A 22280-nucleotide genomic window follows, 5' to 3' on the forward strand; every position below is an offset into this window, starting at 1 on the left:
CTGTACTTTTAGCCCTGCCCATTATGTTCCCAGACCGTGACGGAGCATGGTGCGAAAAGCGCCGCTGTCGCGGGACCTCAGCAGGGCAGGTATCAGCGACAAAGCGTGCAGTCTGGAAGTGAGACGCAGCCGCGCAGCCAACTCCGCCCGTCGCCACCCCTGAGCATGGGCAAGGCGCGCGGCCAAAGAGAAATAGTCTCTTTCGCCGGTAAAGCGAGACCCATCCACAATGAGCCGCGAGGACGCGCTTTCCGTGTGCCGGCGGTATGCGAAGCTTTCCGACGGCACCAGCAGCAGAGATCTTCCCTGCAGGATCATGTCCACAATGAGGGCAAGGTCTTGAATAATGGGGAATTCGTCACGGAAGTCAACTGTTCGCACCGAGTCGGTCTTGAAGGTGAGCGAGGGCCAATACAGCCAGTCGCCGTGCAGGAGACTGCTGGCCAGCTTCTCGCCCGAAAGCAAGAGCGGTGACGTAGACCGGGGTTTGAGGATCCGTTGTTTGACAGTGTCCACGAGGGTCTTCACGCGTTGGCCTGCCGCATCGATGACGCGTACGCCCGGCTGGATAATGTCGGCGTCCGGATAGGCGTCGTGTGCTTCCAGAACGGTTTTCACGTAGTTGGGCAGGAGGACGTCATCGCAACCAACCACCGCAACCAGTTCTTGCCGCGCCATCTGAATGGACGTCCTGAAACTCTCAGTGATGCCTTCGTTTTTATGCTTCTTAAAGTAAGTGATCCGAGGGTCCGCAATTCCGGCCACATACTCCTCAATGGTCGGATCCGGGTAGGCGTCGTCCACAATGGTGAGGAACCAACGTGGGTCAGTCTGCGCCAAGACACTGTCGACAGTCAGCTTCATGTAATCGGGGTCGCCCCAGTATGGAACAAAAATATCCAAGGAGGTCTCAGTCACTGCTACTGACCTTCCGGATCTTGGCTGCCGTTACCCCCACTGACCGGCAATAGGCCGGTAAGCCGCTCCACCTGGATGCGGAGTATTGCAACCTCCTCTGCCAAGGCACGGGTTTCCTCCTCCACCACGGATATTTCCCACGAAAGGTGCAGGCAAACACCGAGAAGCATGAGGATGCTGAGAATAAACAAAAGGTTGGAAGGCAGCTGGACGCCAACGACCCTTGCTATATACACCAGAAGCTGGGGAAACGCAGCCAGAACAAGCGTGGCGACTCCAACGACGAGCCACCATATTGCGTATTTTTCGCGCAGTTTCTTCCGGCGGAGCATCTCAGCTACCAGCCCGACAATTGCCAGAGCCAGAAGAAAAGCGGCGATGTTCGGCATCATTTCTGTCCTGCCATTGTCTGAAGTGGCAATGCCACGTGGGACCGCCGGCGAGTCAGCGCAAACGCCAGCGCAAAGAACGAGCGCCCCAGGTACACCGCCGCCTTAATGGGATGGTGACTGGGAGTTCCGCCTTGCCGTGGGCGCATTTCTACCGGCACTTGCGTGACTGAGAGTCCGGAACGAATGGCTACCACCAAGGAGTCGATCGTGTCGCCAAGGTACTCCGCCGGGTAGTGGTCAAGGTACTGGACAATCGCCCTGCTGTTGCCTGCGCGGAAGCCCGAGGTGACGTCCGTGAGAGTCGTTTTGGCCAGTTTGGAGAGGACAGAGGCCAGAAGTTTCATGGCCCATTTTCGGGGACCCTTCACCGTGTAATCTCCGCGATTGGCGAAACGGGCACCAATCGAGATGTCCGCTGATTCCAGGCCGTTGAGTACTTCTCGGATGTTTCTGGGATCGTGCTGCCCGTCCGCGTCAACTTGAATAACCTGACTGTATCCAAGGCGCTGGGCGTACCGGAACCCGGCCCGCATGGCGCCGCCAACTCCAAGGTTAAAGGGGAGATTGAGGACTGTAGCGCCCGCGGACGCCGCTATACGAGGGGTCTCGTCGGTGGAGCCGTCATTCACCACCAGCACATCGTAGGGTTCGTCGAGGGTCAGCACTTCGGCCACAGTTGCCCCTACGCAATCAGCCTCGTTCCACGCCGGCATGATGACAAGCACACGGTTGTTTTCCAAATTGCGCATATTATCCCAACTATATCAACGCTGCGATTGGGGCCCGAACCGGGGCCCCGCGCGGACAGTGCGGGCATCTTGGGCTGTCATCTAAACGGATCCAGCGTCCCAGCGTCTCGCATCCTAGCGCGAGCATGGCGGTACGAGCGAGTCGGTCCCGTCCGCAGCTTTGCTGCCGAGCGCCCGGAAGGTGCCGGCCCAATTCCTCCAGTAATGCTTCAATCCCCGAATCCGTTAGTGTCGGGTTCATGACGAGCGATCAGCCTCTACCGCCTTATGCCATCCGAGTCAGCGTCTGCATGGCAAGCTACCGCGGCGCGCCATACATCGCGGAGCAACTGCAGTCCATACTCAAGGAGCTTGGCGCGAACGATGAAGTTGTCATCGTCGACGATGCATCCCCGGACAACACCATCGAAGTCATCCGCTCGATCACTGACCCGAGGGTCCGGCTCATCGAGAGTCCGCAGAACCGTGGGTACGTCCGCTCGTTCGAAGCGGCGGTCGCAGCAAGCCGGGGCGAGTACATCTTCCTTTCAGACCAGGACGATGTCTGGATCCCGGGAAGGGTCGCAGCCATGGTCGAAGCCCTGGAGTCAGCCCGAGTTGTTGCCTCGAACTTTGAAATGCTTGGTGGCGGTCCGCGGCCATGGATTCCCCGGCTGCTCTCCGCATGGGACAGGAAACCCATTGCAAATCTGCTTGGCGTGATGATCGGTTACCGCGCCTACTATGGATGCGGGATGGCATTCCGGCGGGACATGGTGCCCGTCTTCACTCCGATTCCTTCCTACGTGCACGAGTCGCACGATCTCTGGCTGGCTATCTGCGGCAATCTCTCGAGATCAATTACGCACTTGGAAAAATCCACCTTGTTAAGGCGGCTGCACGACAGCAATGAAACCCCCGCCGGATTCCGTTCGCTTGGCCGGATCATTGCCGCGCGAGTTATGCTCGCGCGGCTGATCCTGGAGGCTAGGCGGCGGCTAAAACGGTAATCCACCCCTGGACCGCATGACGGGATCCCGCCAAACGCCCACTCGGCAACCGGTAAGCTGGCACAATGCAGAATCTCCTTGTCACCGGCGGTGCCGGCTTCATTGGTTCCAATTTCGTCCACTATGTTCTGGAAAATACCGACGACCATGTCACGGTATTGGACAAGTTGACGTATGCGGGGAACCTGGAGTCGCTGCGGGGGCTGCCAGAGAAGCGGTTCACGTTCGTGCAGGGCGACATCGTTGACGCCGGCCTGGTGGAGGGACTGGTTGCGCAGGCAGACGTTGTGGTCCACTACGCGGCGGAGTCACACAACGACAACTCCCTGCATGATCCCCGCCCGTTCCTGGATACCAACATCATTGGCACGTACACGCTGATCGAGGCCGCGCGGAAGCACAACAAGCGTTTCCACCACATCTCCACCGATGAGGTGTACGGCGACCTGGAACTGGATGACCCGGAGCGGTTCACCGAGCAGACCCCGTACAACCCGTCCAGCCCGTATTCCTCCACGAAGGCCGGCTCTGACCTGCTGGTCCGCGCCTGGGTCCGTTCCTTCGGGCTGCAGGCGACCATCAGCAACTGCTCCAACAATTACGGCCCATACCAGCATGTGGAGAAGTTCATCCCGCGCCAGATCACCAACGTGATCGACGGAATCCGGCCCAAGCTCTACGGCAAGGGCGAGAACGTTCGCGACTGGATCCACGCCAACGACCACTCCTCGGCCGTACTGGCCATCATCGCTAAGGGAAAAATCGGCGAGACCTACCTGATCGGAGCCGACGGGGAGAAGAACAACAAGGACGTTGTTGAACTGATCCTGAAACACATGGGCCAGGCCCCGGACGCGTATGACCATGTGGTGGACCGCCCGGGCCACGACCTGCGCTACGCCATCGACTCCACCAAGCTCCGCGACGAGCTCGGCTGGGAACCGAAGTTCTCCAATTTCGACGCCGGCATCGAGGACACCATCGCCTGGTACCGCGAGAACGAAAACTGGTGGCGCCCGCAGAAGGCCCAGACCGAAGCCAAGTACAAGGAACAGGGCCAGTAGACGATGCAGATCGCTTTCTCGAAAAAGCTGACCGCGCACGAAACGCCGATTCCCGGCGTCGTCCTTTACGATCTGCCGGTGCATGGCGACAACCGTGGTTGGTTCAAGGAAAACTGGCAACGGGAAAAGATGGTGGCCCTTGGCCTGCCGGACTTCCGCCCCGTCCAAAACAACGTCTCCTTCAACGAGAAGGCCGGTACCACGCGCGGCATCCACGCCGAACCGTGGGACAAGTTCATCTCGGTGGCCACCGGGCGGATCTTCGGCGCATGGGTGGACCTCCGCGAAGGCCCGTCGTTCGGGGCAGTCTTCACCGCTGAACTGGACCCCAGCCAGGCGATCTTCATTCCGCGCGGCGTGGGCAACGCTTTCCAGACCTTGGAAGACAACACGGCCTACACCTACCTGGTCAACGACCATTGGTCAGCGGATGCCCAGGGCCAATACACCTTCCTGAACCTCGCGGACGAGACGGCGGCGATCAGCTGGCCAGTGCCGCTGGAGGAAGCAGAACTGTCCGAGAAGGACAAGGCGCACCCCCGCCTCTCGGATGTTGTACCGATGCCGCCCAAGAAGATCCTCGTTGTAGGTGCAGACGGTCAGTTGGGTAAGGCGCTGCGCAAACTGTACGACGCAGACGCAACCGTTGAGTTTGCCGGGCGCGCCGGCTTCGATCTGGACAGGGAAGCGTCCTTCTTGGAGCGGAACTGGAAGAACTACTCCACCATCATCAATGCCGCCGCTTACACCGCGGTCGACACTGCGGAAACGGCGGAGGGCAGGGCTGCCGCCTGGTCCGTCAACGTTGCCGCCGTCGCACGGCTGGCCCGCGCCGCCGTCGAACATGACCTCACCCTTGTGCACGTCTCATCCGACTACGTCTTTGATGGTGCCCGGGAGAGCCATGGCGAAACCGAACCCTTCACCCCTCTGGGTGTGTATGGCCAGACCAAGGCCGCAGGGGACGCCGTGGTCAGCGTGGTTCCCCGCCACTACATCGTGCGGACCAGCTGGGTTATCGGTGAGGGCAACAACTTCGTGCGGACCATGGCATCCCTCGCTGGCCGAGGCATAGAGCCGTCCGTGGTCAACGACCAGGTTGGCCGGCTCAGCTTCACCGAAGACATCGCAGCAGGCATCCGACATCTGCTGGAGTCAGAGGCAGAGTACGGAACGTACAACCTCAGCAATGACGGGGAACCGCAGTCGTGGGCTCAGGTAGCCCGTGATGTTTTCGAGCTGTCGGGGCGTGGGCGTGACGCCGTTACAGGTGTCAGTACGGAGGAATACTTCCGGGGCAAGGACGCGGCGCCCCGGCCGCTCAACAGCGCTCTGGATCTCGGCAAGATTAAGGTGACTGGTTTCCAGCCGCGACCTGCCCGGGATGCCCTGAAAGCGTACCTCGGCCAGGCACTGGCGGAATAGCGGTAAGACCTCATGCCCTTTGATGCCAATTCTTTCGGCGTGGTCGCACTCGCGGCTTATCAGCCTGACCTGAAGCTCTTCGCTGCCCAGTTGCGGTCAATTCAGCAACAGACTCATTCGAACTTTCTGTGCGTCATCTCGGCAGATGGCGGATCAGAGCAAATCCGCGACTTCGTTGACCACGAGTTGCCTGGCGACGAGCGCTTCCAGGTCATTGGCTTCGAGGACAGGCTGGGCTTTTTCGGAAACTTCGAGCGGGCACTTCGGAATGTCCCTTCCAAAGCCGAATGGGTGGCGCTTTCTGACCAGGACGACTATTGGTATCCATCCAAGCTTGAGGTGATGCTTCCGCACCTGCAGAACGCAAGCCTCGTGTCCGGGCAAGCACGGGTGATCAGACTTCCCGGTAATGAAGTGATCACCTCCTCCACCCAAAGGAAGAATGTTGACCTCGACGCGCTGCTGGCCCAGAACCAGGTGACAGGCAGCTTGGCGCTTTTTCGGTCTGATTTGCTGGACTTGGCGCTGCCTTTTCCGCGGCTGAACACTGTCTCCCAGGTTCATGACCACTGGCTGGCGGTCTGTGCGAAATCCTCGGGGGGAGTCGCGGTGCTGGGTGACGTTGTCCAAGACTACGTACAACACGGAGGAAACGTGTTAGGCGAGGTAGGCGCACAGAAAAGCATTTTTGCCTCCTTCCAACACCTGGTTGCTCTTTCCAGAAAATATGAAGGCAGCGCAAGCCCAATTTCGATCCTGAAAACAGCGCATGGGTTGAGCTTCGGGTGGCGCAAGGTGATGGCGGACACCCTCTCTGCGCGGGTCACGCGACCTGTCCACGGATTTGAAGCAGGCATTGCTCCTTTCCGAAGCGGACATCGGTGGACAACGACGTTGAGGACCCTGGTCACAGGGCTGCAGCGAGGGGATATCGCCGTGCCCTGTTTCGTAGAGTTCCTGGCGGGCATGCCACTGGAGTTGATCAACCGTGGCAAACGCTTGGAGACCCGCCCAGGCCAAACTGGGAAAGCTGAGACGAATGTGTTGTTGACCAAGCTACGACGGAGAGAAGTGCCGAACGATAAGAAGCAGTCCCAAGGTTCAAATTTGGGTGCCACGTCGTCCTATCGGGGAAAGATAGCGATTGTTCTCCCCGGGTTCAGTAAGTACCCTATCGGCGGCTACAAAGTGGTTTACGGCTACGCGAATTTCCTGGCCGGGCGGGGATATGAGGTGACGTTGATTCACGCATTACTTCTGTGGGGCGCCAAGCGCAGGGACAAAGACTTCCGGCGACCTATCTCATCCGTCATTTCTGGGCTGCGCCCGTTTCGCAAGCCGAAATGGATGGACTTGGACACGAGGATCCGATCCTATACGCTGCCCTATTTGATGCCCGCAATGCTGCCCAGGACTGACTACCTCGTGGCCACGGAAGTTCAGACGGCGAAGCTTGTTGAAAAAGCAGCGCGGCGGCAGGGAATTCCTGCGTCCTACTTCATCCAACACTATGAGGACTGGTCGGCTGAACCTGAATTTATTGATGCGACCTGGAAGCTCCCCATAAGAAAAATCGTTATCGCTCCTTGGCTGCAAGCTCACATGAGGTCATTGGGGGAGGAATGCGATCTCGTTCCGAACGGTATCGACCCCGAGGAATTCCCGGCGGGGCCTCCGCTCAGCGAACGTGCCTACGACATCTGTGCCATGATTTCCGATGTTCCCTGGAAGAGGGCGGACCTTGTGGTCCAGGTTCTGAACTCGCAAGTCAGCAACAAATCAGGAGTCCGCGCTATAACTTTCGGTACGGGCGAAAGGCCCATTTCTCTTCACTCGGCCGTGAAGTACATCAAGAATCCGACTAAAGCGGAGATTCGATCTGCGTATCAATCATCCAAACTTTATCTCTGCGCCAGCGACGGAGAAGGTTGGCACCTGCCGCCTGCAGAAGCGATGTCCAGCGGATGCGCAGTGGTCTCCACTGATATTGGTGGCGTGAGGGCCTATGCGGAAAACGGTGCTCTGTTTTCTCCCGTGGGTGATGCTTCCGGCCTTGAACAAAACATTGAGCTCCTTCTCAATGACCACCAGCTGGCTGAGAAGTTAGCCGCACGAGGTCTGTCTGACATGAGAGAAAACAGCCCAACGAAGGCGGCAGCTAATTTTGAGGCAGCGGTAACCCGTGGGGCCTAGGGGTTGGTCCTCCCAATGAGCAGGACTTTACTGCTAAAGCGTTTCGCAGGCTTCACATTCGTGCCGTTGGTGGGAACTCTTGCCCCCTTGCTCCTATTGCCCATTGCTGCGCGCGTCGGTGGAGTAGACGGATGGTACAGCTTGTCTGTTGGGCAGGCGGTTGGCACTTTTGGAAGCATTGTTATCACCTACGGCTGGAATGTCCTCGGCCCCGCCCTAGTTGCAAAATCAAGTGACGAGGCTTTTAGGCACAAGCTGTGGGCCGAGTCGCTGGGCGAGCGGTTACTTCTTTCTACAGTTGTTCTCCCGGTAGCTGGTGTTATCTCGTGGGCCTTAGGTGCGGAGGGTTACAAACCCTTTACGGTCGCCATGGCGCTTGCTTTCTGCCTCAATGGCTTGACGCCCAACTGGTTTTTTATTGGTGCTGGAGACCCCAAGGGACTCGCTCTTTATGAGATGTTTCCCCGCTTGGTAGCCACGCTGTTGGCGGCTGTGCTCATCTTCATCACCCAATCACTTTGGTCGTACCCTGTCCTGTGGATATTGTCGTCCATTGTGGGCCCGATTGCGGTACAGCGGAAGTTCCAATGGCCCTCGCTTTATGTGGGGCGGAGTTTTACCGAAATCCTCCGTGGCCTGCGGGCCAGGCTGGGTGTAGCAGGTATCGACGCCCTTGGTGGAGTATACGTATCTGCTCCCGTTCCAGTGGCAGGAGCAACAGGGAGTGCGTCAGTCGCCGGTAGCGTCGCCTCTTCTGACAAGCTTTACCGCTTCGCGCTTATCACGGTGACAACACTCGGAAATACTCTGCAAGCATGGACTCTAGACCCTGCCGCGGAGAGCCCCAGGCGGCGACATATGGGAGCAATTGGCGCTCACTCGGTTCTAGGATTATTTGGAATGCTTGGACTGGGACTCTTAGGTGAATTCGGTACCGAAATTTTGTTCGGTGAGGCCGTCAAAGCTGATTCACTCACCATGTGGTTTTACGGTGGTGCCTTCTTTGCCGTGTCTGTGTCAACGCCCCTGATCAGAAACATACTGGTCCCGTCCCTAAAGACCCGTTTCGTTCTTGCCGGGACAGCCGTTGGAGCATTGTCGGGTGTTGTAGCCATGTATCTGCTCGGTCAGATGTTCGGAGCCACGGGAGTAGCTGCCGGATTCATGCTAAGCGAACTGCTGTTGGTGCTGGTTATCTTGCCCCCGTCCCTCAAACACCTTTCGCGTATTCCACGTACTGGTTCCCGGCCATCCGTGATTTCAGGGTAACTCGTCATGTCCATGAAGGTCCCGCGCCGACTTTGACCTTCCCGCATTTCCAGTGCGTTTGTGGTCTGCATATCCTGGTTTCCAGGGGTCCGGATTCCGGGATCGTACGGGTCGCCCAGAAGAGGAGTTCCTCATCACCGTTGCAGCCCTCGCCGACGTTCTCCGCAATTTTGGCGTGCGTCGATCGGCTCTGCGCTTCTGAGGGTTTCAAAGGGTGGGTGGCTCTTCGCAGCCGAGGGTGTAGTCGCGGCCTGAATCCGCCGGCGTATAGCAGCGATCTGGTGATGTAGTTGGTCAGGTTGCGGAACCCGAGTGCGGAGCCACGCAGATGCTCCAGGAGGCCGTTGATCGCCTCGGTCGGTCCGTTGCTGGTGCCGGGCCAGTCGAAGTAGGCCAGCACGTCGGCGGCGCGCTTCTCCAGGGTCCGGCCTAGTTTGGTGATCTCGGCCAATGCCTTGGGGACGCGGCCACTGATCGAGTGGATCAGCTTGACCATTAGCTCGCGACCTTTGCGTCGGTCGTCGTGCAGGTAGGCGGCGATCATCCGTTGATAGATGCCCCAGGTCGCCTCGATCTCGACGTGGGCGTGGTCGGCGAACAGTGCGGTGAGCCCCTTTGGCTTCGACACCACGAAGTCAAAGGGGCGCCGCCACAAAGGCACGCATGGGAGGGAATTATTGACGACAGCCTTGGCAGCTATGACTAGTACGTCAGTGACCGGCAACCCAACTGCGAGTTGTTGGTACTGAAGACAGAAACCGCGACCCCGTAGGCGCAAACGCTATATTGGCCTCGCGCCGATATAGGCACAGCAGTGACGAAGCCATGGTTTCCAATGGTCTGCAGCGCGTTGTTTACATCTGGGCGACTGCCGCTAGCAGTAAACGGGTAACCTCGTGTGCTTCCGTCTGGATACTTGACATAAATGTGAACTGGAATGGATGAGCCCGGAAACGACGGATCCAACGTCCAGCCCTGTGACACGAGAGAAGCTTGACCGTTGGAAACCTGCACGGCGGCGGTGTCCAAATGCCCCATTGTGGGTGGTGTGGAGTTGACGGTGATGTCCCTGCAGCCCAATAGTGTCGGCCCAGTGGAAAGTGGCGCAGCCCCAAGGGCCTGAGCACATGCCGTGTAGCTACCGGCGGCGCTGATGGCAATCGAGGCCTGGAAACCATGATCGCCGACTGTTGCCAGCGCAGCGTTCACGTCCGGCCTCTTTAGGTTTGCGCTGAAAACGGTGCCTGGATTGGCACCGCCTGAGCCGTCTTTGGACACCAAGTAGACACTTACGGACGAGCTGCTGGCAGGCAGAGTGGGATCAAGCGCCCAGCCCGTCAGCTGTAGAGACGCGGCATTAGGAGTTTGTTTCAGGGCAAGGGCGTCGTAGCTGCCAATGGGCGGCGGACTTGGAGCCACCGTAAGTGTCTTGCACGACAGAAGGACATTTGAGTTTTGCCCGATTGCATAAACGCAGGCTTTGTATGTTCCAGCCATTTTTAGGGGTACTTGGTAGTCGAAACCGTGTGACGAGCCCAGACCGGTAACTTCATTTACGTCAGGCCTGGAACTATTGGCGGTCATGCGGAATCCCGTGGTGGCTCCGTCAGGGCCCGTGACGTATGTATCTGCATAGGTGCTTGCTGCGGGTTTGGCTAGATCAATCGCCCAGCCTTTCAGGTGAAGCGAGACGTTCTGGGCCGTTCTAACCTGGCCTATGTTGTCGAAAGAACCGATGGGAGCTTCCACCCCGGATGCCGTGATGCTCTTGCAGCCGAGCGCAGTATTGCCGAACGCGCCGATGGAGTGGGCACACACCTTGTAAGTCCCCGAAGTAGCGATGCCGATGCTGCCGTCGAAACCGTGGGAGGACCCGTAGCCGAACGACTTGTCAACGTCCGGCCGGTATGCATTCGCCTTCCAGGGGTAACCTGTCGTTCGCCCATCGGGCCCGGTGACATAAATATGTGCTTCGTTCGCCGCCGGCGAGTTAGCCAGATCGACAGACCAGCCGCGTACCCGAAGCGAGACAGTGCTTCCATCCCGGCTGACCGCAAGATCGTCGAAGTTGCCGACGGGCATCCGGACGCCGGCGAACCGTTGGAGGGAGGCATAATCCCCGTTCCAGACATTGGAGTCACCAGCGAATGGTCCAGTGCTGCTGTATTGCCACATGCTGTAGGTGCTCCAGCTGGCTGTCGGAACCGGTCCTGCATTGTTAGTGGGGGAGTTGGGGTAGGCCGCAACCCAGAGTGGGTAGTCACCAAAACCAGAAGGGTTGCCCAGGCACTGGTTCCACCAGCTCGTGTTGGTGTAGATGACAGGCAACCGGCCCGTCATCGTTTGCATTGTGTTGCCGAAATCCCGCACCCACGACGTGAGCTGGGAGGGGGACATGTTGTAGCAGGTGTTGCCGAAATAGAAGCCGTTGATCGTCCGGCCCTCGTATGGGTTGAACTCGAAGTCGAGCACTGGCGGCATGGTGTATCCGTCTGAGGACCAACCTCCGCCGTTCTGCACGAAGTAGCGCGCCTGGTCTGCGCCTGAAGACCAATTGGGAATGGCGAAGTGGTACGCGCCGCGGATCATCCCAACGTTGCGGGACCCCTGATATTGGGAGCTGTAAGAGGGGTTCTTGTAGTAATTACCTTCAGTGGCCTTCACGTAAGCGAACCGTGACCCCATGTTCCACTGCTGCTGCCAATCCACGGTCGGTTGGTGGCCGCTGACGTCCAGTCCCTGGATGCCAAAAGTTGGCATCCAAGTGCCTTCGGTAGACAGCGACTCCGTACTTAGCCGCTTGAAGGAATTGGAAGGAGCCGACGCGGTGACGCGAGCGGACCGTTGCCCCATCTCGGCCCCGCCGACGCCAACCGCTTCCGCCATTGACTGCGTAGCCTCGGCACTGGGCTCAACAGACGGTGCATCCGCGGGGGCTGTTTCTTCGGGGGACGGCGGTGCCGAGGGAGTCGTCGGAGAGGGGGCGACAGCAGGCGAGGAAGCACTCGTCAGTGACGACGTTGTCGGCGTTGGAGCGGGCTCAGCGGCGGACGCGATACCCGCCAAACCTGGGCCGGCCACAAGGGAGGCAGTCAGAAGGGCTATCCCGAGGGACTTCATGACGGGGCGACGGGACTGAGACAGGTTCCGCTTCATTTTGGCTCCGGAAACAATGAGGAGCTCCTGCGAGTCCTCATCTGGGTTGCTGCTTCGGATGGTTCCCCCAGGAATCAGCCGAACAGGGATTTGACACTTAACGCGCTCACCATAGCACCGTGTTGCTGGTGAAAACAGAGGTGCTCCTGGTGCATGTGATGATCCTGTGGCAATCCTGCGTTATCCACAGACGATCCTTGTGACTTGGCAGGCTACTGTCTGGTACCTAGTCTTTATCCCAGTTGCACTGCCTCCGCCGGGGGCGGCAGTTGTATTGGGGAACACATGGACGCGCTGGGAATAGTCGAAGATGAAGTCCGCGAGCTGATCCGTCGCCGAGGGCTTGATCCGCTCCATCAGGCCGGTGAGGTGCGCCGGCTGGTGGAGGCGGCGGTAACGGATTACGACGAGCGGGCGCTGATGGGTCCGCTTCCTCCGATTGGTCCTTTGGATGCGGCCCGCAAATTCCTCTTCGACGCCGTCGCCGGGTTCGGCGTCCTGCAGCCCCTCCTGGACGATCCAGCCATTGAAGAGATTTGGCTGAACGCTCCCAACGAAATTTTTGTGGCCCGGAACGGTGAGTCCGAGCTGACTTCGCTGAGCCTCAGTGAGCAGCAGGTCCGCGATCTGGTTGAGCGGATGCTGAAAAGCTCCGGCCGACGGCTGGACATGTCCTCTCCGTTCGTGGACGCTGCCCTTCCCGACGGGTCCAGGCTCCACGTGGTCATCCCGGACGTGACGCGCAGGCATTGGGCCGTCAATATCCGGAAGTTCGTGGTCAAGGCCAGCCGCCTCGAGCATCTCGTCGGCCTGGGCACGCTGACGCCCCAGTCAGCCCGCTTCCTTGGCGCAGCCGTATCCAGCGGGCTCAACATCCTGGTCTCGGGCGCCACCCAGGCCGGCAAGACCACCATGCTCAACTGCCTGGCGGCCAGCATCGGCAGCCGGGAGCGTGTGATCACCGTGGAGGAGATTTTCGAACTTCAGTTTCCCCTGCGCGACGTCGTCGGCCTTCAGTGCCGCCAGCCAAACCTTGAAGGCGAAGGCGAAATACCGCTGCGCCGCCTCGTTAAGGAAGCGCTCCGGATGCGTCCGGACCGCCTGGTCGTGGGGGAGGTCCGTGAAGCGGAGAGCCTGGATATGCTCATTGCCTTAAACAGCGGGCTTCCCGGCATGTGCACCGTGCACGCAAATTCTGCCCACGACGCCGTCACCAAGATCTGTACCCTGCCCTTGCTCGCAGGCGAGAACATCTCAAGTGCCTTCGTCGTCCCCACAGTCGCATCCTGCATTGATTTAGTGGTTCATTGCAGCCGGCACGCCAACGGCCGCAGGGAGGTAACCGAAATCCTCTCACTGGGCCGACGTGTAGAGAATGGCATCATCGAGTCGTCCCCGGTCTTCGTGATGGCGGACGGCGCCCTGCAGCCCCGGGCCAACTCGATGCCGGCCGCAGAAAAATTCAGCCGGGCAGGGTACGACGTCGCGGCGCTGCTGGATCAGCGATGACGGCGGCTTTGCTGGGGATTACCACGGGGACGGGGCTCTTCCTCATCTGGTGGTCCTTTTGGGAGACACCTGTACAAGGTCCCAAGGAGCGGAAGGTGAGCCGCCTGGGTGACCTTCTCGCCTCCGCCGGCGTCGACAAGGTATCCCCAGGCAGCCTCATCGGCACGTGCGCGGGGCTCGGTCTTTTCGTGGCATTGGTGTTTTACGCCGTCAGCCGATCCTGGCCTATCGCCGGCTGTTTCGCACTGTTCGCAGCGTGGCTTCCCATCAGCATCCTGCGCTGGAGGGCGAGAAAGAGAAGCGCATTGTTGCGCCAACTGTGGCCCGACGTCGTTGACCACCTCCGCTCTGCGATCCGGGCCGGCCTGCCGCTACCGGAAGCCCTCATCCAGCTCGGGGAAAAGGGTCCTGAAGAGCTCCGGCACGTATTCCGGGAGTTCGGTGCCGACTACCGCGCCGGGGGCCAGTTCGATGCGTCCCTCAACAAGCTCAAACGCCGGCTCGCGGACCCGGTTGCCGACCGCATCGTCGAAGCCCTCCGCCTGACCCGCGAAGTTGGCGGTTCAGACCTCGGAAAGTTGCTCGGAACGTTGGCTGAGTTCCTCCGCGAGAGCGCCCGCACCCGGAGCGAGCTTGAGGCGAGGCAGTCCTGGACTGTCAACGCCGCACGCCTTGCGGTCGCTGCCCCGTGGATCGTTATGCTCCTGCTGGCAACAAGACCGGAGGCGGTGCAGGCATACAACACCGCCATGGGCGCAGCAGTCCTGCTTGGTGGCCTGGTAGTTTCGCTGGTCTGCTACTCCATCATGCTGAGGATTGGGGCCCTGCCCCAGGATGAGCGGGTGCTCAGGTGATCGACATATCTCCTGCCGCCGTCGTCTGCGGGATTGTCCTGGGGACGGGTCTGTGGCTCATCATCTTCAGATCGCCGCTGATGCGCGCCACTACCCTGACAGAACGCATTGAGCCGCAGTTGAAGTCCCAAAACCTTGAATCCCGGCTGTTGAGCCTGGGGGAGGCCAACCTGACGCCTTTCGGCCCGCTTGAAAGGATTTTGCGTCCGGTCTTCCGTGACGGCATGGCGGCATTGGGGAGGCTGAATCCGTCGCCGGGAGCGACTGCACGACGGCTGGCGCAGGCAGGAATCAGCAAGACCTCCATCGACTTCCGGGCCGAGCAGCTACTGTGGGCCGCTGCCGGATTCGTGGCCGCCCTTGGCGTCACTGCACTGGGAGCCGCCGCCGGGAGGTCCAACCCCCTGCTCGCCGCTGTGGCAGTCCTGGGCAGTACTGTGGGCGGCTTCATGCTGCGGGACTATTGGCTCGGTGTGCAGGTGAAGCGGCGCGAATCGAGGATGATGGCGGAGTTTCCGAGCCTGGCTGAACTGATGGCGCTCGCCGTCAGCGCAGGGGAAAGCGCCACCGGAGCCCTCGACAGGGTTTGCCGCAGCGCCAAGGGGGAGCTCACCAAGGAGTTCGCGGACATTCTTGCGGAGACCCGGGCGGGCAAGCCTCTCGTGCAGGCACTGCAGGAATTCTCGGCTCGGACCGACCTGGCCCCGCTGGTGAGGTTCGTTGACGGCATCATTGTTGCTGTCCAGAGAGGGACGCCCCTAGCGGATGTTCTGCGTGCCCAGGCCCAGGACGTGCGGGATACCGCCAAACGCGACCTGATGGAAGCCGCCGGCAAGAAAGAAATCGCCATGATGGTGCCGCTTGTTTTTGGCGTGCTCCCGCTGACAGTGGTGTTCGCCGTCTTCCCGGGCCTCGCGGCCATCAACCTGGGCTTGTGAAGAGAAGACGCCACTGGAGGCCGCAAGAATGCAGAACCACCGAAGAACCGAACCAGGAATAGGACGGGAAATGAAACTAATGGGAAATCGCTGGGCATCCCTGCTCTTCGTCGTGAACGCCGCCCTGGGCACGGCCCTTTGCGCGTCAGACCGTCGCGGCGACCATAGTGAGGGCTGCGACCACAAGGAAAGGGGCGACGTCCCGGGCTGGGTCATGATCACCCTGATGTCGGCTGTGCTGGTGGCGGCGCTGCTGGCCCTTGCCGGACCTGCGCTGGAGTCAATGTTCAACCAGGCGATGGATACGGTGGGAAGCTAAGCGGTGCAGAGGTCCTCCCACCCGTCAAGTCCGGCCCACGGAGTCCGCAGCCTGGCCGCGACGCGGGAGCAGGGCTCGGCAGTGGTGGATTTTGTCCTGGTGGGAGGACTCCTCACGATGTTCTTCCTGGCCATTATCCAGCTGACCTTGATCCTGCACGTTCGCAACACGTTGATCGATGCCGCGGCCTCAGGCGCCAGGTACGGCACCCTCGCGGACCGGGGCGCAGCCGACGCCGAGGAACGTACCCGCAGCCTGATCGGCTCGGCTTTGACTGCCGGATTTGCCGAACAGGTGAGCACCAGCGAAGTGACTGTTCAAGGCCTCCGCACCTTGGAAGTGACAGTGCGGGCGCCGCTGCCCGTCATCGGGCTCATCGGCCCCCGTGACATGCTGGAGGTGAAGGGGCATGCCGCAGTGCAGCCATAGGCTGGGGTCACGACTCCTGAAACGCAGGATGGTCCAAGTTCTGTGCCTGCGGCCACTCTCAGCAGCTCAAGGACAGGAAGACAGGGAAGAACACGAGCGGGGGAGCGCCGTAGTCGAGTTCACCTTCCTTGGACTCCTTCTTATGGTGCCGCTGGTGTACTTCGTCATTACCGTGGGGCAAATCCAGGGCGGCTCTTTTGCCGTGGTGGGAGCAGCGGACCAGGCAGCCAAGGTCTACGTCGCCCAGCCTGACGAACCGACGGCGCAGGCTGCCGCCGAACAGGCGGTGTCTATCGCACTTGCCGATTTCGGGCACCAGCCTGATAAGGCAAGCATCTCAACGACATGCGACCCCGCCGACTGCCAAGCACCGGGCGCCGCGGTGACCATCACGGTGAGCCTGTCGGTGCCCCTGCCTTTTGTGCCCTTCAACAATGACTTCCGGTTGGCCGCAAGCGAGGTTGAGGCCTCCGCAACGCAACTGGTGGGCAGATTCAGATGACCGCCAGGACAAACAACGAAGACGGCCAGATGATGGTGATGATCCTCGGGTACGTGACCTTGGCTCTGCTTGTCACCACTGTGGTCATTGGCATTTCCTCTGTGTACCTGGAACACAAACGGCTGGTTTCCCTCGCTGACGGTGCCTCCTTGGCGGCGGCAGACAGCTACACCCTTGGGGACGTGGACACACAGGGCGAAAGTCCTTCAGCAACACTGAGCCCCGCCCGGGTCAGGAACGTCGCGGCGGACTTCGTCTCAAGGAGCCCGGCTGCCCAACGTTTCAGCGGACTCGCCGTAGCGGGGTCAACGGGCAGCCCCGACGGCTCCACCGCCGTCGTCGTGCTGACAGCTGCTGTCCACCCTCCGGTGGTCAACTTCCTGGTGCCGGACGGCATAAGGATCGAAGCGACGTCGACGGCGCGCTCGCGCCCGACGCGCTGACCCGAAAGGGTTAGGGATACTTGCGGCCTGCACCGGCCGGGCTGGCGCACGGCAGAGTAACCAGTCCATGCCGAAGCTTGTGCCGGATAGCGTAGGGTTAAACAACCATGGCCAATATTGATTTTTCCGCTGAAATCCGCGCCCTTCGCGCCACCTACGACTCCATTGAGCGGGTCTCTGATGTAGACGCGCTCAAGGAAGACATCGCCGAACTGAGCGAGCGGGCAGGCGAGCCGGACCTGTGGGACGACCCCTCAGCGGCGCAGAAAATCACGTCAAAGCTTTCGCACAAGCAGTCCGAACTCGAGCGCCTCAATAAGCTCGCCTCACGGATCGACGACCTCGAAGTCCTGGTGGAGCTGGGACAGGACGAGGACGACGCCGATTCCATGGGGGAGGCGGCCGCCGAACTCGAGTCCATCAAGAAGGCCCTCAAGGAACTCGAAGTGGTCACCCTCCTCTCCGGAGAATATGACGAGCGGGAAGCCGTCGTCTCCATCCGTGCAGGGGCCGGAGGCGTGGACGCTGCCGACTTCGCCGAGATGCTGATGCGCATGTACCTCCGCTGGGCGGAGCGCCACGGCTACCCCACCACGGTCATGGACACGTCCTACGCCGAAGAAGCCGGCCTGAAGTCCGCAACTTTCGAGGTAAAGGCGCCCTACGCCTTCGGCACCCTCAGCGTCGAGGCGGGCACCCACCGGCTCGTCAGGATCAGCCCCTTCGACAACCAGGGACGGCGCCAGACCTCCTTTGCCGCGGTGGAGGTCATCCCGCTGATCGAGCAGACCGACTCCATCGAAATCCCGGATAACGAGATCCGCGTCGATGTATTCCGCTCCTCGGGCCCCGGCGGCCAGTCAGTCAACACCACTGACTCTGCCGTCCGCCTCACCCACATCCCCACCGGTACTGTGGTCTCCATGCAGAACGAGAAATCGCAGCTGCAGAACCGCGCCGCTGCCATGCGGGTGCTGCAGTCCAGGCTCCTGCTCCTTAAGAAGGAGGAGGAGGACGCCGAAAAGAAGGCTCTGGCCGGCGACGTCAAGGCGTCCTGGGGTGACCAGATGCGGTCCTACGTCCTCAACCCCTACCAGATGGTGAAGGACCTGCGGACGGAGCACGAGGTAGGCAACACCTCCGCCGTGTTCGACGGCGAAATTGACGACTTTATCGACGCCGGCATCCGGTGGCGCACGGATAACCGCAACGCCGCCAAGTCCTAGATTGCTCAGGCCGGTGGCTGGTCGCCGATCAGGCGAGCGGCTGAAAGCCGGTACATGAAGGCGGCCATGGCCTCGCGGGACACTGCGAGGGTTGGACGGTAGGTCTTAGTGCCATCGGGTTCGGTCCAGCCGTTGCTGATCCCGTTGGCAGCGAGCCATGTTATCTCTTTGTAGAACGCGTGCTTAGTGGCTACGTCGGTGAAGGGGGAAGTTGCTGATGGAACGTAGGCGGGACTTCCTGCGAGCCGGTACATGAAGGCGGCCATGGCCTCGCGGGACACTGCGAGGGTTGGACGGTAGGTTTTAGTGCCATCGGGTTCGGTCCAGCCGTTGCTGATCCCGTTGGCAGCGAGCCATGTTATCTCTTTGTAGAACGCGTGATTAGTGGCTACGTCGGTGAAGGGGGAAGTTGCTGATGGAACGTAGGCGGGACTTCCTGCAAGCCGGTACATGAAGGCGGCCATGGCCTCGCGGGACACTGCGAGTGTTGGACGGTAGGTCTTAGTGCCATCGGGTTCGGTCCAGCCGTTGCTGATCCCGTTGCCAGCGAGCCACGTTATCTCCTTGTAGAAAGCGTGATCGGGGGCCACGTCTGTGAAGGGGGACGCTGTAGACGGCGCGGAGGCCTTTGCCGGCCGCAGATGCAGCAGTCGGTTTGGCGTGTTAGCTCCTGACCTTGCAATGACCCCTGTCACAGCTGCAGAGACTATTGTCTCGGATACCTGGGCAGGCGTCAGGAGGGGGTCCCGGGCCAGCAGGAGCACCGCGGCCCCAGCTACGTGGGGTGCCGCCATTGAAGTCCCGCTCGCCGACGCGGTGGCGGTTGTAGACGTGTGCCAAGCGGAACTGATTCCGACGCCCGGGGCGTACAAATCCACACAGCTTCCGTAGTTTGAGAAGGAAGCCTGCCGGTCCGAAGAATCGCTGGCCGCGACACTGAGGGCAGCGGGAAGCCGCGCAGGGGAGCTGTTGCAGGCATCTATGGCGGAGTTCCCGGCAGCCACCACTGCGGCGATGCCGTCGTTGATAACACTCTGGACAGCGACGTCGAGCATTTTGCTGGTCGGGCCGCCCATGCTGAGGTTGACTACGGCAGGGCTCCCGTCACGGTGGTCGGTGGCAACCCAGTCGAGCCCGGCTATGACATCTGAGTAGTATCCCGAACCGTTGCAGTCCAATACCCGGACTGGGACGAGCATCGCAGACTTGGCCACCCCGTGGATTTGCCCGCCGACGGTTGCAGCGACATGCGTGCCATGACCGTTGCAGTCCGTGGTTCCCCGCCCGTCATTCAGTGCTGTCCAACCGGAAGTCACGCGCCCGCCGAAATCCGAGTGGGATGCAAGGATCCCCGTGTCCAGAACGTAGGCTCTGACACCTGACTGGCTTGAGGAGAAAGTAGTATAGGAGCCGGACAGGGGAAGGTTTTGCTGGTCCAACCTGTCCAACCCCCATGGAGCTGGTTGCTGGGTTTCGGAAATACTCACCCGTGCATCGATCTCCACGGCGGCGACCCTTTCCGAGCGGGCCAACGCCTCCACTTGCCGCGCCGTCGCCTTGATTGCTGCACCGCGTAACGCTGTCCCAAACTTGCGGCTGACACCGATTCCCTGGGACTCCAGTGCGAGCACTTCCCGCGGGACATCCACACCCGGTGCGAACTCAACCAGGTATCGCCCGGGCTCGTTCACCGCCACAGGGCGTGCAGCAGCTTGCGCCATTTCCCCAGCCGCCGCCATTGGAGCTGCCATGAGCGTGACGACTGAGATCAGGAGGACAACAAGGGCGCCGCGCCCAAGGAAAGCGAAATGCATGTTTGATTCCTCATAGAACTTAGGCGGATGCTGAATTGACCACCCGCCATCGAATCTGAGCTTATGGGGAGTCCATTGCCTTCCAGGCGAACCTCAGGGGATCCTGTGGGGAATATGTGGAACCTTGGCAAAAGCAAGTGGTTTTGGCGGCATTTCCGCATGTGTAGCCACAGGACGGCCATTTGCCGGCAACGCCGAAAAATAGGCCCAACAGCGGGGCCAGGCACACGGATCCCGCGACACGCCCCCTGAAACCGGTGTGATACGCGGAAACTCCTGCGTATAGTCGAGGGGCCGGGGCCCTACTTCCCCCACACGAAACCCGCGCACCGGCTGCAGAACTGGGCTGCATCAGAATCAGCCATGCCCTGCAGGGTACTTAGGGCCATGATCCGATTCGAAAATGTCACCAAGGTCTACGACCAGAAAGCCCGGCCTGCGCTGGACTCTGTCAACCTTGAGATTGACCGCGGCGAATTCGCCTTCCTGGTGGGCGCATCCGGCTCCGGCAAATCCACCTTCCTCCGGCTTGTCCTCAAGGAGGACCGGGCCACGTCCGGTGCCGTTTATGTTGCCGGCCAGAACGTCGCCAAAATCTCCAGCTGGCGCGTGCCACGGCTCCGCCGCGGAATTGGCGTCGTCTTCCAGGACTTCCGGCTCCTGCCCCAGAAAAACGTCTTCGCAAACGTCGCCTTCGCCATGCAGGTCATCGGAAAAAGCCGCAGCGTCATCCGCGACACCGTCCCCGAGGTCCTGAAGACCGTCGGCCTCGAGGGCAAGGAACACCGCATGCCGCACGAACTCTCCGGCGGTGAGCAGCAGCGGGTGGCCATCGCCCGCGCCGTCGTCAACCGTCCAGGGATCCTGCTCGCCGACGAGCCCACCGGAAACCTCGACCCCACCACCTCAATGGGCATCATGGGCATCCTGGACAAGATCAACCAAAACGGAACCACCGTGGTCATGGCAACCCACGACGACGACATCGTCAATGAAATGCGTAAACGCGTGGTGGAACTCAAGAACGGCGTCGTCATCCGTGACGAGGCAAGGGCGCTCTACACCTCGATGATTCCGGTTGTAGGCCAGTCCCGCAGGCTCAAGGACGCCAGCGGGCGGGACACCCCCGAAGCTGGGGTTCCCGGCGAAGGCGAGGGGCAGCGATGAGGCTCGCGTTTATCCTCGGTGAGATTGGAAGCGGACTCCGCCGCAACCTCTCCATGGTGGTCTCGGTCATCCTGGTCACCTTCGTCTCGCTCACCTTCGTGGGCGCAGCGGGCATGCTGCAGATGCAGATCAACCAGATGAAGGGCTACTGGTACGACAAAGTCCAGGTGGCCATCTTCCTGTGCAGTGAAGGTTCGACGGCGGCGGGTTGCGCCAGCGGGCCGGTCACCGCCGAACAGCAGGCCAGCCTCAACACCCTGCTCGAGTCTCCCGCCGTGGCGCAGTACGTTAACGACTTCCAGTTCGAGTCCAAGGAGGAGGCATACAACCACTTCAAGGACCAGTTCTCCAATTCGCCCATCGTGGACTCGGTGACCCCTGACCAGCTGCCGGCGTCCTTCCGGATCAACATGAAGGATCCGGAAAAGTACCAGATCATCAGCGAGACCTTTTCCTCCCAGCCCGGCGTTGAGACGGTCATTGACCAGCGCCAGTTACTCGAACGCCTGTTCTCGGTGATGAACGGCGCCTCCTTGGTGGCAGTCAGCATCGCGGGCGTCATGATTGTCTGTGCAATCCTGCTGATCGCCACCACCATCAGGCTCTCGGCGTTCAGCCGCCGCCGCGAAACGGGGATCATGAGGCTGGTGGGCGCGTCCAAGACAGTGATCCAGCTGCCGTTCATCCTCGAGGGCGTCATCGCCGCGGTGATCGGCGCCGCCCTGGCGTCGGCAACGCTCTGGGCCGTGGCACACTTCTTCCTCGGAGAATTCATGTCCCAGCAGTATCCCGACACTGCCTTCATATCCTCCGGCCAAACGCTGATCCTGATTCCTGCACTGCTAATCCTTGGTGCATCCTTGGCTGGAATTTCGTCTCTCTTGACCTTACGCAGATACCTTCGCGTCTAGGTATGCAAATAAA

20 protein-coding genes and 1 pseudogene are annotated in these 22280 nt (G+C 60.6%); 15 read left to right on the forward strand and 6 right to left on the reverse strand.

Annotated elements, in window-relative coordinates; all coding sequences use genetic code 11:
• Positions 1–21: 21 nt before the first annotated feature.
• The 3 genes from IEX33_RS03825 to IEX33_RS03835 are packed head-to-tail and all read right to left on the reverse strand — an operon-like array spanning position 22 to position 2059.
• Positions 22–918: a glycosyltransferase gene (locus IEX33_RS03825; RefSeq protein ID WP_188727774.1), complete on the reverse strand. Its 897-nt coding sequence runs from the start codon at positions 916–918 to the stop codon at positions 22–24.
• Between the two features lie 2 nt (positions 919–920).
• Positions 921–1307, reverse strand: a complete 387-nt coding sequence (locus tag IEX33_RS03830) for a DUF2304 domain-containing protein (RefSeq protein WP_188728216.1) — start codon at positions 1305–1307, stop codon at positions 921–923.
• On the reverse strand, positions 1307–2059 hold the full coding sequence (locus IEX33_RS03835; RefSeq protein ID WP_188727776.1) for a glycosyltransferase family 2 protein: 753 nt from the start codon (positions 2057–2059) through the stop codon (positions 1307–1309). The genes IEX33_RS03830 and IEX33_RS03835 overlap by 1 nt, the downstream gene beginning before the upstream one ends.
• 239 nt (positions 2060–2298) lie before the next feature.
• On the opposite strand from IEX33_RS03835, the gene IEX33_RS03840 reads away from it, so the two are divergent.
• The 5 genes from IEX33_RS03840 (at position 2299) to IEX33_RS03860 (ending at position 8999) form a co-directional block, all read left to right on the forward strand.
• Entirely contained in the window at positions 2299–3048 is a 750-nt protein-coding gene (locus IEX33_RS03840) for a glycosyltransferase (protein WP_188727778.1), read from the forward strand.
• Positions 3049–3113: 65 nt separating this feature from the next.
• Positions 3114–4112 carry a dTDP-glucose 4,6-dehydratase gene (gene rfbB, locus IEX33_RS03845; RefSeq protein WP_188727780.1) on the forward strand — a complete coding sequence of 333 codons (999 nt, stop codon included), beginning with the start codon at positions 3114–3116 and terminating at the stop codon, positions 4110–4112.
• A gap of 3 nt (positions 4113–4115) precedes the next feature.
• A complete protein-coding gene (locus tag IEX33_RS03850) occupies positions 4116–5537 on the forward strand; it encodes a sugar nucleotide-binding protein (protein ID WP_188727782.1) in 1422 nt (473 codons plus the stop codon).
• Between the two features lie 12 nt (positions 5538–5549).
• The gene (locus IEX33_RS03855) at positions 5550–7730 is read left to right on the forward strand and encodes a glycosyltransferase (RefSeq protein ID WP_188727784.1); all 2181 of its coding nucleotides are present in this window, start codon (positions 5550–5552) and stop codon (positions 7728–7730) included.
• Positions 7731–7745: 15 nt separating this feature from the next.
• Positions 7746–8999, forward strand: a complete 1254-nt coding sequence (locus IEX33_RS03860; protein ID WP_188727786.1) for an oligosaccharide flippase family protein — start codon at positions 7746–7748, stop codon at positions 8997–8999.
• Positions 9000–9231: 232 nt separating this feature from the next.
• On the opposite strand, the pseudogene IEX33_RS03865 reads toward IEX33_RS03860, so the two are convergent.
• Both IEX33_RS03865 and IEX33_RS03870 read right to left on the reverse strand, forming a co-directional pair.
• Positions 9232–9609, reverse strand: a pseudogene (locus tag IEX33_RS03865) (transposase); the annotation flags it as partial.
• 92 nt (positions 9610–9701) lie between these two features.
• The gene (locus tag IEX33_RS03870; protein WP_188727787.1) at positions 9702–11759 is read right to left on the reverse strand and encodes a lysozyme; all 2058 of its coding nucleotides are present in this window, start codon (positions 11757–11759) and stop codon (positions 9702–9704) included.
• Positions 11760–12440: 681 nt separating this feature from the next.
• Here IEX33_RS03870 and IEX33_RS03875 point away from each other — a divergent pair.
• The 8 genes from IEX33_RS03875 (at position 12441) to prfB (ending at position 18375) form a co-directional block, all read left to right on the forward strand.
• Positions 12441–13664, forward strand: a complete 1224-nt coding sequence (locus IEX33_RS03875; RefSeq protein ID WP_188727789.1) for a CpaF family protein — start codon at positions 12441–12443, stop codon at positions 13662–13664.
• Entirely contained in the window at positions 13661–14518 is an 858-nt protein-coding gene (locus IEX33_RS03880; protein WP_188727791.1) for a type II secretion system F family protein, read from the forward strand. The genes IEX33_RS03875 and IEX33_RS03880 overlap by 4 nt, the downstream gene beginning before the upstream one ends.
• The gene (locus IEX33_RS03885) at positions 14515–15456 is read left to right on the forward strand and encodes a type II secretion system F family protein (RefSeq protein WP_188727793.1); all 942 of its coding nucleotides are present in this window, start codon (positions 14515–14517) and stop codon (positions 15454–15456) included. Before IEX33_RS03880 ends, IEX33_RS03885 begins: the two co-directional genes overlap by 4 nt.
• Before the next feature lie 70 nt (positions 15457–15526).
• Positions 15527–15775: a hypothetical protein gene (locus IEX33_RS03890; RefSeq protein ID WP_188727795.1), complete on the forward strand. Its 249-nt coding sequence runs from the start codon at positions 15527–15529 to the stop codon at positions 15773–15775.
• Positions 15776–15826: 51 nt separating this feature from the next.
• Positions 15827–16204 carry a TadE/TadG family type IV pilus assembly protein gene (locus IEX33_RS03895; protein ID WP_188728217.1) on the forward strand — a complete coding sequence of 126 codons (378 nt, stop codon included), beginning with the start codon at positions 15827–15829 and terminating at the stop codon, positions 16202–16204.
• Positions 16205–16346: 142 nt separating this feature from the next.
• Positions 16347–16706: a hypothetical protein gene (locus IEX33_RS03900; protein ID WP_308421952.1), complete on the forward strand. Its 360-nt coding sequence runs from the start codon at positions 16347–16349 to the stop codon at positions 16704–16706.
• Positions 16703–17149 (forward strand): pilus assembly protein TadG-related protein, encoded by a 447-nt coding sequence (locus IEX33_RS03905; protein WP_229675214.1) that lies wholly within the window; start codon positions 16703–16705, stop codon positions 17147–17149. Before IEX33_RS03900 ends, IEX33_RS03905 begins: the two co-directional genes overlap by 4 nt.
• 107 nt (positions 17150–17256) lie before the next feature.
• Complete coding sequence (prfB, locus tag IEX33_RS03910) at positions 17257–18375, forward strand: peptide chain release factor 2 (protein WP_188727798.1); 1119 nt, start codon at positions 17257–17259, stop codon at positions 18373–18375.
• 5 nt (positions 18376–18380) lie between these two features.
• Here prfB and IEX33_RS03915 read toward each other — a convergent pair whose 3' ends face one another.
• Positions 18381–20189, reverse strand: coding sequence for a S8 family serine peptidase (locus IEX33_RS03915; protein WP_188727801.1), 1809 nt, complete (start codon positions 20187–20189; stop codon positions 18381–18383).
• A gap of 387 nt (positions 20190–20576) precedes the next feature.
• Here IEX33_RS03915 and ftsE point away from each other — a divergent pair, with 387 nt between their 5' ends.
• Positions 20577–21356, forward strand: a complete 780-nt coding sequence (ftsE, locus tag IEX33_RS03920; protein WP_188727803.1) for a cell division ATP-binding protein FtsE — start codon at positions 20577–20579, stop codon at positions 21354–21356.
• Positions 21353–22267 carry a permease-like cell division protein FtsX gene (gene ftsX, locus IEX33_RS03925; RefSeq protein ID WP_104184959.1) on the forward strand — a complete coding sequence of 305 codons (915 nt, stop codon included), beginning with the start codon at positions 21353–21355 and terminating at the stop codon, positions 22265–22267. Before ftsE ends, ftsX begins: the two co-directional genes overlap by 4 nt.
• Positions 22268–22280 lie beyond the last annotated feature (13 nt).

This window comes from Pseudarthrobacter scleromae (assembly GCF_014644515.1).
Lineage (GTDB): Bacteria > Actinomycetota > Actinomycetes > Actinomycetales > Micrococcaceae > Arthrobacter > Arthrobacter scleromae.

Excerpts from the sequence above, each read along its gene's own strand:
- IEX33_RS03835 (WP_188727776.1), bottom strand. The coding sequence starts at position 2,059 with ATGCGCAATTTGGAAAACAACCGTGTGCTTGTCATCATGCCGGCGTGG.
- IEX33_RS03890 (WP_188727795.1), top strand. The coding sequence starts at position 15,527 with ATGAAACTAATGGGAAATCGCTGGGCATCCCTGCTCTTCGTCGTGAAC.
- IEX33_RS03855 (WP_188727784.1), top strand. The coding sequence starts at position 5,550 with ATGCCCTTTGATGCCAATTCTTTCGGCGTGGTCGCACTCGCGGCTTAT.
- prfB (WP_188727798.1), top strand. The coding sequence starts at position 17,257 with ATGGCCAATATTGATTTTTCCGCTGAAATCCGCGCCCTTCGCGCCACC.
- IEX33_RS03905 (WP_229675214.1), top strand. The coding sequence starts at position 16,703 with ATGACCGCCAGGACAAACAACGAAGACGGCCAGATGATGGTGATGATC.
- IEX33_RS03915 (WP_188727801.1), bottom strand. The coding sequence starts at position 20,189 with ATGCATTTCGCTTTCCTTGGGCGCGGCGCCCTTGTTGTCCTCCTGATC.
- rfbB (WP_188727780.1), top strand. The coding sequence starts at position 3,114 with ATGCAGAATCTCCTTGTCACCGGCGGTGCCGGCTTCATTGGTTCCAAT.
- IEX33_RS03900 (WP_308421952.1), top strand. The coding sequence starts at position 16,347 with ATGGTGCCGCTGGTGTACTTCGTCATTACCGTGGGGCAAATCCAGGGC.
- IEX33_RS03860 (WP_188727786.1), top strand. The coding sequence starts at position 7,746 with ATGAGCAGGACTTTACTGCTAAAGCGTTTCGCAGGCTTCACATTCGTG.
- IEX33_RS03830 (WP_188728216.1), bottom strand. The coding sequence starts at position 1,307 with ATGCCGAACATCGCCGCTTTTCTTCTGGCTCTGGCAATTGTCGGGCTG.
- IEX33_RS03870 (WP_188727787.1), bottom strand. The coding sequence starts at position 11,759 with ATGCCAACTTTTGGCATCCAGGGACTGGACGTCAGCGGCCACCAACCG.
- ftsX (WP_104184959.1), top strand. The coding sequence starts at position 21,353 with ATGAGGCTCGCGTTTATCCTCGGTGAGATTGGAAGCGGACTCCGCCGC.
- IEX33_RS03880 (WP_188727791.1), top strand. The coding sequence starts at position 13,661 with ATGACGGCGGCTTTGCTGGGGATTACCACGGGGACGGGGCTCTTCCTC.
- IEX33_RS03850 (WP_188727782.1), top strand. The coding sequence starts at position 4,116 with ATGCAGATCGCTTTCTCGAAAAAGCTGACCGCGCACGAAACGCCGATT.
- ftsE (WP_188727803.1), top strand. The coding sequence starts at position 20,577 with ATGATCCGATTCGAAAATGTCACCAAGGTCTACGACCAGAAAGCCCGG.
- IEX33_RS03840 (WP_188727778.1), top strand. The coding sequence starts at position 2,299 with ATGACGAGCGATCAGCCTCTACCGCCTTATGCCATCCGAGTCAGCGTC.
- IEX33_RS03875 (WP_188727789.1), top strand. The coding sequence starts at position 12,441 with ATGGACGCGCTGGGAATAGTCGAAGATGAAGTCCGCGAGCTGATCCGT.